16 protein-coding genes are annotated in these 14154 nt (G+C 38.4%); 13 read left to right on the top strand and 3 right to left on the bottom strand.

Features of this window, described 5'->3' with window-relative positions:
* Positions 1-45: 45 nt before the first annotated feature.
* Entirely contained in the window at positions 46-528 is a 483-nt protein-coding gene (locus MN204_RS15615; RefSeq protein WP_306798729.1) for a free L-methionine (R)-S-oxide reductase MsrC, read from the bottom strand.
* Positions 529-684: 156 nt separating this feature from the next.
* Here MN204_RS15615 and refZ point away from each other — a divergent pair, with 156 nt between their 5' ends.
* The 5 genes from refZ to MN204_RS15590 all read left to right on the top strand — a co-directional run bounded on the left by refZ (position 685) and on the right by MN204_RS15590 (position 5984).
* Positions 685-1302, top strand: a complete 618-nt coding sequence (refZ, locus tag MN204_RS15610; RefSeq protein WP_249872019.1) for a forespore capture DNA-binding protein RefZ — start codon at positions 685-687, stop codon at positions 1300-1302.
* Between the two features lie 191 nt (positions 1303-1493).
* Positions 1494-3218 (top strand): septation ring formation regulator EzrA, encoded by a 1725-nt coding sequence (gene ezrA / locus MN204_RS15605; RefSeq protein ID WP_249872018.1) that lies wholly within the window; start codon positions 1494-1496, stop codon positions 3216-3218.
* Positions 3219-3348: 130 nt separating this feature from the next.
* Complete coding sequence (locus MN204_RS15600; protein ID WP_249872017.1) at positions 3349-4488, top strand: cysteine desulfurase family protein; 1140 nt, start codon at positions 3349-3351, stop codon at positions 4486-4488.
* A 6-nt stretch (positions 4489-4494) separates the two neighbouring features.
* Positions 4495-5697, top strand: coding sequence for a tRNA uracil 4-sulfurtransferase ThiI (gene thiI / locus MN204_RS15595; RefSeq protein ID WP_249872016.1), 1203 nt, complete (start codon positions 4495-4497; stop codon positions 5695-5697).
* Positions 5698-5780: 83 nt separating this feature from the next.
* Entirely contained in the window at positions 5781-5984 is a 204-nt protein-coding gene (locus MN204_RS15590) for an alpha/beta-type small acid-soluble spore protein (protein ID WP_249872015.1), read from the top strand.
* A gap of 95 nt (positions 5985-6079) precedes the next feature.
* Here MN204_RS15590 and MN204_RS15585 read toward each other — a convergent pair whose 3' ends face one another.
* A complete protein-coding gene (locus MN204_RS15585; protein WP_249872014.1) occupies positions 6080-6880 on the bottom strand; it encodes an NAD kinase in 801 nt (266 codons plus the stop codon).
* A 143-nt stretch (positions 6881-7023) separates the two neighbouring features.
* On the opposite strand from MN204_RS15585, the gene MN204_RS15580 reads away from it, so the two are divergent.
* The 6 genes from MN204_RS15580 to MN204_RS15555 all read left to right on the top strand — a co-directional run bounded on the left by MN204_RS15580 (position 7024) and on the right by MN204_RS15555 (position 11843).
* Positions 7024-7578 carry a DUF2953 domain-containing protein gene (locus tag MN204_RS15580; protein ID WP_249872013.1) on the top strand — a complete coding sequence of 185 codons (555 nt, stop codon included), beginning with the start codon at positions 7024-7026 and terminating at the stop codon, positions 7576-7578.
* Positions 7579-7606: 28 nt separating this feature from the next.
* Positions 7607-8050, top strand: coding sequence for a GerW family sporulation protein (ytfJ, locus tag MN204_RS15575; protein WP_249872012.1), 444 nt, complete (start codon positions 7607-7609; stop codon positions 8048-8050).
* A 157-nt stretch (positions 8051-8207) separates the two neighbouring features.
* Positions 8208-8708: a thiol peroxidase gene (gene tpx, locus MN204_RS15570; protein WP_249872011.1), complete on the top strand. Its 501-nt coding sequence runs from the start codon at positions 8208-8210 to the stop codon at positions 8706-8708.
* Positions 8709-9060: 352 nt separating this feature from the next.
* Positions 9061-10041 carry a class I SAM-dependent methyltransferase gene (locus MN204_RS15565; protein ID WP_249872010.1) on the top strand — a complete coding sequence of 327 codons (981 nt, stop codon included), beginning with the start codon at positions 9061-9063 and terminating at the stop codon, positions 10039-10041.
* Positions 10042-10059: 18 nt separating this feature from the next.
* A complete protein-coding gene (locus tag MN204_RS15560) occupies positions 10060-11244 on the top strand; it encodes an acetate kinase (protein ID WP_249872009.1) in 1185 nt (394 codons plus the stop codon).
* Positions 11245-11333: 89 nt separating this feature from the next.
* On the top strand, positions 11334-11843 hold the full coding sequence (locus MN204_RS15555) for a MogA/MoaB family molybdenum cofactor biosynthesis protein (protein ID WP_249872008.1): 510 nt from the start codon (positions 11334-11336) through the stop codon (positions 11841-11843).
* Between the two features lie 39 nt (positions 11844-11882).
* On the opposite strand, the gene MN204_RS15550 is transcribed toward MN204_RS15555, so the two are convergent.
* Entirely contained in the window at positions 11883-12311 is a 429-nt protein-coding gene (locus tag MN204_RS15550) for a universal stress protein (protein ID WP_249872007.1), read from the bottom strand.
* Positions 12312-12437: 126 nt separating this feature from the next.
* Between MN204_RS15550 and MN204_RS15545 the strand changes: the two genes are divergently transcribed.
* Together MN204_RS15545 and ald are read left to right on the top strand one after the other, a co-directional pair.
* Positions 12438-12593: a hypothetical protein gene (locus tag MN204_RS15545; protein WP_249872006.1), complete on the top strand. Its 156-nt coding sequence runs from the start codon at positions 12438-12440 to the stop codon at positions 12591-12593.
* Positions 12594-12902: 309 nt separating this feature from the next.
* Positions 12903-14021, top strand: a complete 1119-nt coding sequence (gene ald, locus MN204_RS15540; protein WP_249872005.1) for an alanine dehydrogenase — start codon at positions 12903-12905, stop codon at positions 14019-14021.
* Positions 14022-14154: the final 133 nt, after the last annotated feature.

Genomic DNA, 14154 nt, shown 5'->3' with positions numbered 1-14154 from the left:
ACATAAAAATTTTGGAATTTTTGTAATCGTATCGTTATTGAGTTGCTAGTTTAGGTGTTTTTCCAACGTGTTAACGAATTTCTCTAGATATATTTGATCTGTTTCATCGAATCGATCTGTGATAGGGCTGTCTATGTCAAGAACACCGAACACATTATCCTTGATTATAATTGGAACAACGATTTCAGATTGGGTCGCACCATCACATGCAATATGCCCTGGAAACTTGTGCACATCAGCGATACGCTGTGTTTTCCGTTCTTTAACTGCTGTACCGCAAACACCTTTTCCAAAGCCGATGCGTATGCATGCAGGAAGGCCCTGAAATGGTCCAAGCACGAGTTGATCTTCTTTCCAAAGGTAAAAACCTACCCAATTAACCTCTGAGAGGAATTGATTTAATAATGCGGAGGCATTTGAGAGAATTGCTATCTCGTCATTTTCCCCTTCATTCAATGCATCCAACTGTTTAATCAACAGTTCGTAATCTTTTGCTTTCTCACCTGAATAGAGTGTAGTTTGAAACAATTTATATTCCTCCTTAAAGTATCTGTATGTGTGGCAAAGTTCGACACGTGTATGCTTTTTGTCGAGAAGAAATTGCAGGAATTTATAGTTTCATTGTCGTAATCATGTAATAATAAGGATGTTTCTTTACGCATGCATCATAAGGAGATGATAACAATGAAAAAGAACCCGACCAAGCAAAAAGTAATAGATGCCGCTTCATCATTGTTTTTCCAAAAAGGATTTCATGGTACTTCCGTCCGCGACATAGCAGAGAGAGCGTCTGTTAATGTTTCATTAATCAGTTACTATTTTAAAGGCAAGCAGGGCCTTTTGGAATACGCAGTGACCAATTATTATGAAGAATATCTGAGAACGCTCGAAGAATCATTGGAAAAGACAACTGCCCATTCGCCTTTGGAAAAACTGAACAATTTGATTTTTACTATTATACATTATAAACAAAGTAATCACCAATTGACATGCTTTATTCAACGAGAGCTTTCACTAGACTCCGTGTTTGTACGTGAAATGGCGGTAACTTATCTGGCCAAAGAGAATTATTATATTCGCCAAACTTTTTTTGATGTGCTTCATGGTCGTGTGAAAGGAGATATGCGTCACTATTTGCTTATGCAGCTAAAAGGAATGCTCATTACCCCGTATATATTACATAGCGAATGGAAAGAACAGGTCATCGGCGAATATTCCCACCAAATTTTTGTGAAAAAATATGTAAATACGATTCAGCTATGGATTGATTTTATAGTGGAGAAGGAAATTTATTCAAAGTGAACGATGGCGATAGAGAAAACGTTTAAAAAAACGTGACGAATTAGCAATTAATTTGCATTTTTTTAGCCAAAAACGCAATATCCATGGTATCATAAGTAATATCTCTAGAATAGTAAAGATATTTTTAAAAAAATCCAAAATATAAATAAAAATACAAATAAAATTAAACATTTGATAGGGAAACCTCGTTTATGGAAACTGGTTGGGAGGCATTTTATTTTATGGTTTTCATTATTGGAACAATTTTAGCAATCATCGTATTAATCATTATCGGACTACTCTTAAGGAAAAGGATTTATGACTGGGTGGATCGCCTGGAAAGTTGGAAAATGGATATTATGGGACGAAATGTCGCATCGCAGTTAAGTAAGATTAAATCCTTGAATCTTTCCGGTGAAACGCAAGAAAAGTTTGAAGCCTGGAAAGAACGTTGGGAACATATTATTACCCGGGAACTTCCAAACATAGAAGAACATCTATTCGATGCCGAAGAAGCTGCTGACCGTTTTCGAATCAATAAAGCAAAATCAATATTGAACGAAGGCGAAGAGACGCTGCAAGGTATTGAAAAGAGTATTGAAAACATACTGCAGGAGCTTGATGAACTTCTTGAATCTGAGGAGACAAGCAGAAAAGAAGCAGAAGAACTGTCCCCGTTAATAAAAGGATTACGTAAATTGCTTTCCCAAAGCCGGTATCAATATGGAAAAGCTGAAAAGTATTTTGATGATGCGCTCGATAAGATGGAAGCTCAATTGTCAGCATACTACGAACTGGTGGAGTCAGGCGATTATATAGAAGCAGGCAAACAGATTACAGAACTAAAATCTGAAATCCAAATAATGGAAAAAACAATTGATGCATTTCCAACCATCTATAAAAAGTATAAACATGATATGCCTTCTCAGTTGGACAATATGCTCTCGGGCCTGAAAGACATGAGAACAGAAGGTTACCGGATTGAACATCTAGGTTTTGAAAAAGAAATTCATACATATCAGGAAAGACTTTCAGAAATGCTCCTCCAATTGGATAATGGGGACATGACTGATTCAGAGCAAACAATAGTGGATATGGAAGAGAGATTGCAGGAAATGTATGAGATTTTGGAAACAGAAGCACATGCGAGAAATTATCTGGAAACACATATCCCTAAGTATGAGCATTCTCTAGATGAACTTATCGGTACCTTTGACGAGACAAAACTTGAAGTAGAGCAAATAAAAAAAGCATATTATGTAGAAAATAATGATATGGAAAGATTTTTATCGGTAGGGAAGACAATCTACAAATTGAAGGAACAGCTTGAGAAACTTTCTTTTGAAATGGAGAAGAAAGATAAATCTCATTCCGAATTGCGTGAACAGGTGGAAGATGGCTTTAAAAAGATTGAAGATCTGCGAATAAAGCATGAAGAATTTAAGAAAATCATACAGAACCTGCGTAAAGATGAACTGGAAGCAAGAGAAAAGCTTGCAGAGATGCGTCACCAGCTTTCCTATTTGAATAGAAGATTGAAGAAAAGCAATATTCCAGGGGTCCCAAGTTATATTTGGTCCAGTTTTGAAACAGCACTGAATAAAAATGAGCAGGTCATCAAGACATTGGAAAAGTACCCATTGGATATGGTAAATGTCCAACAGGCATTAACAGAAGCAAAACAGTCACTTGAGCAAACAGCAGTACAGGTGGAATTGATGCTTGATCAGGCGTATCTCACGGAACAGGTTATTCAATACGCAAACAGATACCGAAGCCATAACCCAATTCTCGCTGCAAAACTCCATGAGGCTGAGCGTCTATTCAGGGCATATGAGTATGAACTGTCTTTAGAACACGCAGCAAAAGCAGTAGAAGAGGTAGAGCCAGGTGCATTAAAACATATCGAAGAGAATCAGACAGTAATGAATAAATAAGAACAAAACAGTTTACCTTAACTATAATTCAAAAGTAATAACCGAAGAGGCTGTCATTAAGAGACCGGATTTCCCAGTTTCTTAGGTCAGCCTTACATTTTGTGTTTCAATCAGTGAGGAGTTTATCAAAATGATTTATTTGGACAACAGTGCTACTACGAAACCGGATCCAGCTGTACTTCAAAGTTTCCAGCAAGTGTCAACTAACTTTTTCGCGAATCCTTCATCTATCCATCAGCTTGGTGGAAGTGCTGAGAAACTTCTTTTAACGGCTAAAAAACAGGCGGCTGAAATTCTTGGAACGGCACCTGAAGAAATTGTTTTTACTTCAGGTGGGACGGAAGGAAATAATACTGCCATAAAAGGAATTGCATTTCAGCATCAGGGCAGGGGCAAGCATATCATTACCTCAACTATTGAGCATCCATCCATAGATGAGACATGCAAAAGTTTGGAAACACTGGGTTTTGAAGTGACTTATTTACCTGTCGATAATAATGGTGTAGTATCAGTAGATGATTTAGAAAATGCTATACGTTATGATACTATTTTAATAAGTATCATGCATGTCAATAATGAAACAGGCTCGATACAGCCGGTGGAAAAGATAGGAGAAATCGCAAAAAAACACCCGAAATTGTTCCTGCATGTTGATGCCGTGCAGGGGCTTGGGAAAGTTCCTTTGAAATTAAAAGATAGTGGCATTGATTTATGTACCTTCTCAGGTCATAAAATACATGGTCTGAATGGAACGGGGATGTTGTATGTAAACAAGCGGACAAAACTGCTTCCATTATTTCATGGTGGAAACCAGGAACAGTCATTACGTTCCGGAACTGAAAATCTTGCAGGGGCTGTTTCGTTCGTTAAGGCACTACGTTTAATTAAAGAACGTGAAAAAAATGAAATGCAACATTTGTACCACATGCAGCAGTACTTGATTCGTGAATTAAATTCAATGGATGGGGTAGTGGTAAATACACCTGAAAATGCAGCACCACATATTATCAGTATGTCAGTTCCAGGAATAAAGCCTGAAGTGATCATTCATATGCTCGGCGAACAGGATATCTTCATTTCAACAAAGTCTGCCTGCTCATCAAAGCTGAAGGATGAGAGCAGAGTACTTGCGGCTTGTGGATTTGGTCGAGATAGATCGACAACTGCACTTCGTGTGAGCCTGTCCTATGATAACACGGTGGAAGAAATGAAACGATTTACAGAAGCATTCGTAAAAGCAATCAAACAATTTAAAGAAGCACTGGAGTAGATGACGATGCAATATGATTATATTTTGATTCGATATGGTGAAATGGCTCTAAAAGGAAAAAATATTAAACAGTTCATTATTCGTTTGCAGGAAAATATCCAACAGAAAATTAAGGAATTTCCCGACGCAAAAGTAAAACGCACCCAGGGGAGAATGTTCGTATTGTTAAACGGACATGATCCGGAGCCTATCATGGATAAGCTTCGAAAAATCTTCGGGATACACAGTTTAAGCCTGGCAATCAAAGTAGATAATGACCTGGAGAAAATAAAGGAAGCAGCTTTATATGCGTTGAAAAAAAACGAGGACGTAAGAAAGTTTAAGGTTTCCGTTAAGCGGATTGCAAAAGATTTTCCTGTACGATCACAGGAAATGAATCAGGTGCTTGGTAAGCATTTGCTAACAAATACCGAAGATATAACTGTGGATGTGCATCATCCTGACTTGGAACTGAAAGTGGAAATCAGACTTGAAGCAACCTATATTACATCAAGTGTTGTTCCAGGACTTGGAGGTTTACCTGTTGGAACTTCTGGTAAATCCCTCTTGCTGTTGTCAGGAGGAATTGATAGCCCAGTTGCCGGTTATCTTGCCATGAAACGGGGTGTCCAGCTGGAAGCAATTCATTTTCATTCTCCTCCTTTCACAAGTGAACGTGCGAAGCAGAAAGTGCTTGATTTGACAAAACAACTTACCAAATATGGTAAGTCAATTAAAGTCCATATCGTTCCATTCACAAAGCTCCAGCAGGAAATCTTCCGCGAAATGCCGGATGATTATGCAATGACGATCATGCGTCGGATGATGTTTCGGATCAGTGAACGTGTCTGTCATAACGAATCTATCCTGTCTCTGACAACGGGTGAAAATCTTGGTCAGGTTGCAAGTCAGACGATGGAAAGCATGCATGCAATCAACGAAGTTACGAACTATCCAATTATCCGTCCGCTCATTGCAATGGATAAACAGGATGTTATTCGAATCTCAGAGGAAATCGGAACGTATGAAACATCTATTTTACCGTATGAAGATTGCTGTACGATTTTTGTTCCTAAATCGCCAAAGACAAAGCCGAGGAAAGAGAAAGTAAACTACTATGAATCCAAGTATGATTTTACTGCTTCGATTGAAGAAGCGATAAACGGTATCGAGACGATTAAGATTAATGATGAGAAAAAAGTGGAGGATTCATTTACTGATTTATTCTAATTCTAACAACAACTACCAATTTTATTTTTGCATGGTTTATCTCCCTCTGTGACATTCTATAAGTACCAAGGAGGTGAACTAACATGGCAAATAACAATTCTTCAAACCAATTGCTAGTTCCAGGTGTACAACAAGCACTAGACCAAATGAAAATGGAGATCGCTCAAGAATTTGGTGTTCAACTTGGTGCTGACACTACTTCTCGTGCCAACGGTTCTGTTGGTGGAGAAATTACAAAACGTCTTGTTTCTATGGCTGAGCAACAATTTGGTGGAACTCCACAATAATTAAATAATAAATGGTTGGAGCTATCCTTGTAATCAAGGGTAGCTCTTTTAAATGTTGGAACTTATTTTATGGATGCGAAAGTTTAGATGCTTTTCTATAAAAATGTCCGTTTCACACGATCCCAATACGTATTATTCTTGAGTTTGACAGTTTTAACTACTTTGTCATCCATAGATACTTCAATCGATTGGACTTTCCTTATAGGCAATGCTTCATTATCCAGGCTTATGATTGGATGATCATTTCCGTCCTGAATGATATCCAATTTCAACTGGCGAGTCTTATCTAAAATAAAGGATGAGCCAAGTGTACGGTATTGATTATTATTTAATGAGGCTATTTCAGACACCTGATAGCATGGGATGAGTGGATCAATGACTGCACCATGGGCTGATTTCGTATAGCCTGTACTTCCTGTAGGTGTCGCTACAATTAACCCATCACCGCGAAAAGTTTCAAAATGTTTGTCATCAATATGGACATCAATAACGATCGTTTTCACAATAGTGGAGCGGATCGTTAATTCATTCAAACAATAAAAAGTTGTACCTTCATTTACTTTTGTTTTAATGATTGGAAAACGTCTCACTTCTAATTCATCGTGTTTAAGAGAGTGGAGCATTTCATCAAAATGATCGATGTTGAAATCACAATACAATCCAGATTGACCTTCCGGGCTCATTCCGATATAAATACAATCCTGGCGAAAACCAGTTTTTCGTACCGTCTGAAGGAATGCACCGTCGCCCCCTATACTGACGATAATACTTGCATCACGATGATCATTTACAATCTGAAAGCCGTTTTCTTCCGCTAGGCGTTGCAGTTTCTCCACCTTCGTATCCGTTTTTCCGTCTTCATGATAATAAAAGAATAAATCTTTGTTTTTCCCCATTTTAAACCCTCCAACTATCATCTTTTCTTCATCATATCATTTATAAATGATTTATCCCAATGAAGAATAGGAAACGTTTAAAAATGGTTGAATTGTTGCAGAATAGAAGTGAAAGGCATAATTTGGAAAGAGGGAAAAAATAAATGCTGCTCGCAATATCCGGTGTAATCTTGGTTTTCGTATTGGTATTGGTATTGTTCTATTCAAAAGTACGCATTTCCATTCAGTATACATATGTAGAGAACAACCAGCATGTAACGATATCCATATTTATATTTATGATTAGATTCTTTAAAAAGAAATATGATTTGAGAGCTTTCGTGACAGATAAAAATCTATTGGAAGAAATTAAATTTGATTCTTTTTCTGCAAAAATAAAAGCATTGCATCAAACATGGAAAGAAGCAACTCAATTATTGACGGATATGTTAAAGAAAGTCCATTTGCATCATTTCAGCTGGATAACGACAGGAGGCACAGGAGATGCGTTTACCACTGGTTTAGCAAGTGGTGGTATTTGGTCGATAAAAGGAATCATCACTGGATATTTGCTGGAGAAAGTTAGATTGGATTGTCATCCCTATATTTATGTGGAACCCCAATTTCAGCAGAAGTTCTTACGGACGGACGTTGACTGCATGTTTTCCATCCGTTTCGGGCAAGCTATACAAGCTCTTATAAAATTAAATAGAAAATAAATCAATTTACTTAATCAGGAGGCAAATCATGACCGAAGAACATCCGATTGAAGGCTTAATGACAACAGCGATGCAAAATCTGCAGAAAATGGTAGAAGTAAATACAATTATAGGTGACCCAATTAAATCACCGGATGGAAGCCTCATCATTCCTGTTTCGAAACTGGGCTTTGGATTTGCAGCAGGTGGCAGTGAATTCCATCCCAGTCAAGCAGAGGGAAATTCAGATGCTACACTGCCATTTGGCGGAGGTAGCGGAGGCGGTGTATCGATTACTCCCGTAGCTTTTTTAATTGTAAGTGAACAAGGCGTAAAAATGGTCCATCTGGATCAAAATACGCATCTTTATGAAAAAATGCTTGATTTCGCCCCACAAGTAATTGAAAAAGTGCAGCAAATCATTAATGATACAAGTGGTTCTAAGAAAGAAGGCAAGGCAGACAAAACCAATCCATCTCACTTTGATATATAATCTAGATTGTCATAAAGGAAGGTATGTAACGCTTTTCAACTATTTTGAAAGCAATCGATTCACATAAATTTAACAGTTTCTCACTCCCTTTTGGTGGACATATGTATCGGTAATCCTCCATAATAAATATAGATTTATAAAAGGAGGAATTTATTCTATGGCAAGTGTTACTTTCAAACAGGAACCAGTTACATTAGTTGGTCCCGAAATCAAAGTAGGAGACAAAGCACCTGAGTTTACAGTGTTATCCAATGGTCTGGAGGAAGTCAGTTTAAGTGACTACAGTGGCAAAGTAAAATTGATCAGTGTCGTGCCTTCCATCGATACGGGAGTTTGTTCCGAACAAACAAGACGTTTTAATGAAGAAGCAGATAAGCTTGATAATGTTCACGTACTGACAATCAGCATGGATCTTCCTTTTGCTCAAGGGCGCTGGTGTGCTGCCAATGGCATTGAAAAAGTAGATACACTGTCCGATCATCGTGATGCAGATTTCGGTGAAAAATATGGCACATTAATGAAAGAATTGCGTTTATTAGCAAGATCTGTTTTTGTTGTTGACTCGAAAGATGAGGTAACATATGTAGAATATGTATCAGAAGGAACTTCCCATCCTGATTATGAAGCTGCATTAAAAGCGGCAAGAGAAGCGAACTAAGAAGAAATCTCCATGACATAAGAAATGACAGTGGCAGGGTTTATCCTCCTATGAAAACCGTCACCTCAGGCTTAGGAGTGCCTTTTTTAGATTATTAAACCTCCCTAAGAGTCAATAGTCAACAAAATGGGTGCTCCGTGCATGTGGCGGATAGGAAGATAAACTTTCCTATCCTCCTAAATGAAGCGAGGCGATTCGTCAGCGCTTTTCAATTATGGAGTGGTGGTTTTTTAAAAGATAGGTTGCTCAATATTTCACCAAATGAGAAATCCTACTTCCTAATTCTTTTACATATACCATTTCTATTTGGTACAATAGTAAAGTTGTGTTGCGAACGAATGGAGGTGTGATCATGGAAAAGTCAACTGTTGAAGTCTTATTTGAGTGGATGGATGAAACCACCGAACTAATTCAACAGCATCGAAATGAACCATATTTAGAGAGTTTATCCATAACAATGGAGTTTCTGCTCGATGAAGGAGCATCCGAAGATATGGATGACATTCTATCACATAAATTACAACAAGCTTTTTCAAAAATAAATTTTCGGTCCTATGAGACGGAAGAGGTACGTAAGGCGATTCAGCTTACTATTCTAAAAGGGATGAAAGGCTCGACGCAACAGCAGCATCTCATGACGCCGGACACGGTCGGTCTGATTGTCGGATATCTTGCCGATAAACTGACGAAGCAAAAAGATAAATTTCGAGTCTTTGATCCTGTAAGTGGTACGGGTAATCTGCTCACGACCGTTCTTGGTCAGCTAAAACAGGAAGTTCATGCTTACGCAAGTGAAGTAGATCCAACACTTATACAGCTGTCAGTTTTGAATGCAAACCTGCAGAAGAAACAGATCGAGTTTTTTCATCAGGACAGTTTATCCCCTTTTCTAATGGACCCAGTAGATTTAGTAGTTGCCGATCTCCCTGTCGGTTATTATCCTGATGATAGGAGAGCGAATGATTTCCAATTAAAAGCAGACTCCGGGCATTCTTATGCACACCATCTTTTAATTGAGCAGAGCATGAAGTACACAGTAGATGCAGGCTATTTGATTTTAGTAGTTCCTGAATTTCTTTTTGATAGTGATCAATCAGATAAGCTGCACGATTATCTTCAAAAGTATGCTCATATTATCGGAGTAATCCGATTGCCGGAAACTGCATTTAAAACAGAAAAAAGTGCGAAAAGCATATTGATTTTGCAGAAAAAAGGTAAACATACAAGTACGCCGAAGCAACCGCTGCTTGTACAAATGCCATCCTTCAAAAATTCCAATGCAATGGCTGACATTCTTGGGAAAATGAATGCATGGTTTGAAACAAATAAATAAATATAGGAGTTGACATCATTGAGTAACGTATTAGCAATTAATGCAGGTAGTTCTTCTTTAAAATTTCAATTGATTAAAATGCCGGAGGAAACTGTTGCAGCAATAGGTTTAGTGGAAAGAATCGGCATGAAGGATTCTATTTTCACTATCGAAGCAAATGGTAACAAAGATAAAAAAGTAGCGGATATTCCAGAACATGGGGTTGCCGTAAAAATGCTATTGGAATCATTAACTTCCACTGGTGTTATTAAATCCTTTAACGAAATTGATGCTGTCGGACATCGTGTCGTTCACGGTGGGGAACATTTCAGTGATTCCGTCCTGATTACAGATGACGTCATTGACAAGATTGAAAAAACATCAGAATTAGCACCATTGCATAACCCAGCTAACTTAACAGGTATTCATGCCTTTAAAGAAATTCTTCCAAATGTTCCAATGGTCGCTGTTTTTGATACGGCATTTCACCAATCCATGCCGAAGTCATCTTACTTATATAGCTTACCAAGAGAATACTATGAAGAATATGGAATTCGTAAATATGGGTTCCACGGGACGTCACATAAATATGTATCGGAACGTGCCTCTGATTTAATGGGTGTACCACTTGATAATTTACGTTTGATTTCATGTCATATCGGTAATGGCGCAAGTGTCACTGCAATTAAAGATGGCAAGTCCATTGATACGTCCATGGGCTTTACACCACTTGCTGGTGTAACGATGGGTACAAGATCCGGGAACATAGATCCTGCCCTCATTCCATACATTATGGACAAGACGGGTAAAACAGCAGATCAAGTGATCGATGTGCTGAACAAAGAAAGTGGAATGCTGGCATTATCCGGCTTTTCAAGTGATTTGCGTGATATTGAAGAAAAATCCGAAACCAATCCACGCGCAGGTCTAGCATTAGATGTTTTTGCTGGAAGAATTCATAAATATATTGGATCCTATGCTGCGAAAATGAATGGGGTCGACGCGATTATCTTTACTGCAGGTGTCGGGGAAAACAGTGTAACGATACGAGAAAAAATCCTTAACGGCCTTGAATTCATGGGGATTTATTGGGATCCTAAATTGAACAATGTGCGAGGTAAAGAACAATTTATCAACTATCCCCATTCACCGGTTAAAGTTATCATCATCCCTACGAACGAAGAAGTGATGATTGCAAGAGATACAGTTAGATTAAGCAACTAATGATTAAAGGCTTTGTCATGAATTTCCATGACAAAGCCTTTTAAAATAATTTAAAAATGGGTATATGTATAATCAGGAGGTGAAATTCAATGGCAAGCAGTGACAATGTACCTTTAGGGTGTATGGTAATTTCAATTAGCGATACGAAAACAGAGAAGACGGATCAGGCTGGGGATCGGATAACAAATCTGCTCGAAAAGTCCGGACATCATGTTAAGTTTAAGGAAATCATTAAAGAAAAATCTGAAGATATTCGAAAGATGATTGATGCCGGATCGGAAAATCCGGAAATAGATGTCGTTATTACGAATGGTGGGACCGGATTATCATCAAAACATAAAGCTATTGAAACGATAGGCGACATGCTCGAGAAAGAAATGCCAGGTTTTGCAAGTCTGTTGCAGAAAGTCAATTATGAAGAGACTGGAGCAGCAGCAATTCGATTACGCTCAATAGCAGGGGTTAGAAGAAACACAGCGATATTTGCTTTGCCTGGGAAAGTAAAGGAAGCGGAACTGGCGATGAAAAAAATAATATTGCCTGAACTCAGGTCAATTTGTCATGATATAAAAAAGGACGTCGAGATGGTACAACTATAGCGCTTCTGGAAGGTACCCAAAAGCGCTATAGAGCTTATTTTATCGAACTACCAATACGTCACAGGATGCATATCTTGTGATGCTTTCAGAAACACTACCGATAAGGAATCTTTCGACAGCATTCATCCCAGTAGCTCCACAAATGATTAAGTCTGCTTTAAAATTTTGGGCGATATCTTTACTGATTTTTACCTTAGGAGAACCGTATTCAATACATCTTACTAAGTCGGTAACTTCAGCAGCTTTGGCATTTTCAACATACGAATCAAGCAGTTCTTTTGCATATTCTTCAGCACGTTCGGAAAGTGTACGATCATAAGCCTCTGCAGTAGCAAAAGTTCGAGAATCAACCACATGAGCGAGAATCAGTCGTGCTTTATTTCGCTTCGCAATGTCCAGCGACTTTTGAAAAGCCTTTTCAGCAGCTTCAGATCCGTCAACAGCAACGAGAATATTTTTATATTCCATCCTATATCTCCCCTTTCATATTAATTATATACCCTAAATGAAAACGCTACAATCCCATAATTGCCAATATTTTTACAACATTGTTACGGTTATTCGGGAATACTATCTTTATGGAGGTGATGACTGTTGTCCAAAAAAGCAGGCAAGAAACAATCCCATTACGAAGATGACAAAGGTGTAGATGCAGTACGAAATCAATTGAACGAAAGCTATCAGAGTGGTGTTGTTGAACAACTGCATAACAATAAGAATATCCATACCTTCAACAACCGGAAAAATTAAGAGAACATTTGTACTTCCTTATCTTTCTGGAAAACGTGGTTGAACCAATCTTTTGGTGACAGGCTTATTAGACTTATGTGGGCAGGTAAGGTTATATGAGCTTACCTGTCTGTAAATAAAAGCGAAGTCCATTTAGAAAACGAAGGCATACGCCAAGCCTTTGGGTGTTGCTTTAGTTGCCAAAAAAGAAGGAGCGAACCATTCTAATCTCCTTCTTATAATTGGTGCTTTGAAGCAAGCCATCTGCTATAATACAATTATTATATTTAAATTATTTAGAATATATGCATAGATTGGAGGGTGACAAAAATGAGAATTGGAATACCGAAAGAAATCATGAATAATGAAAACAGGGTAGCGATGGCCCCATCAGGCGTACTGTCATTGAAAAATGGGGGACATGATATATTTGTGGAAGCAGGAGCTGGGAAAGGGTCAGGTTTTACCGATGACCAGTATATCGCTGCAGGAGCAGTCATTGTGAACGGTGCTGAAGAAGCATGGTCACAGGAAATGGTGATGAAAGTAAAAGAACCATTGCAGGAAGAGTTCGATTACCTTTTTGAAGGACAAATTCTATTTTCCTATTTGCATTTAGCAAATGAACCACAATTGACAAAAGCATTAATTGAAAAGAAAGTGATCGGAATTGCTTATGAAACGGTTCAGCTTCCCAATCGTTCGTTGCCATTATTGACTCCGATGAGTGAAGTGGCGGGAAGAATGGCTACACAAATTGGCGCTCAATTCCTCGAAAAGTCTAAGGGTGGAAAAGGGATCATATTGTCTGGCATACCAGGAGTCAATCGAGGAAAGGTTACCATTATCGGTGGAGGTGTTGTAGGGACAAATGCAGCTAAAATTGCCATCGGTCTTGGGGCAGATGTAACCATTATCGATTTGAATCCGGAACGCTTGCGTCAGCTTGATGATATTTTTAGCTCATCAATCAATACATTGATGTCCAATTTTTGGAATATCCAAGATTCTGTCCGAGAGTCTGATCTTGTTATCGGTTCGGTATTAATTCCGGGGGCAAGGGCACCAAAACTTGTGACAGAAGAAATGGTAAAACAAATGTCGGAGGGATCTGTGATTGTTGATGTTGCAATTGATCAGGGCGGAAACTTTGAAACGAGTGATCGCATTACCACACATGATGACCCTACGTATACAAAACACGGCATACTTCATTATACAGTTGCAAATATGCCTGGTGCAGTACCACGTACATCGACAATTGGCTTGACGAATGTAACCGTCCCATATGCGTTGCAATTGGCAAATAAAGGGTATAAACAGGCGTGTCTCGAAAATGAAGCATTGCTTAAAGGCATCAATACGTTTGATGGATACGTTACGTATCAGGCAGTTGCAAAGGAACACGGTCTCCAATTTGATGATGCACATGTTCTGCTACGGAAATAGCAAAAGAAGAGCGCATCGCTGCACTCTTTTTTGCTGTCTAGCGTACAATGTCAAATACTTTTTTTAAGTTTTTGGGTAACTCTAATACACCTACCATAATTTGAATTTTTTTACAAATAGCATTTAACCAAGT

The sequence above is a fragment of the Oceanobacillus saliphilus genome (assembly GCF_023522835.1).
GTDB classification, from domain to species: domain Bacteria; phylum Bacillota; class Bacilli; order Bacillales; family Amphibacillaceae; genus Oceanobacillus; species Oceanobacillus saliphilus.
This window is presented reverse-complemented; position numbering and strand designations above follow the sequence as displayed.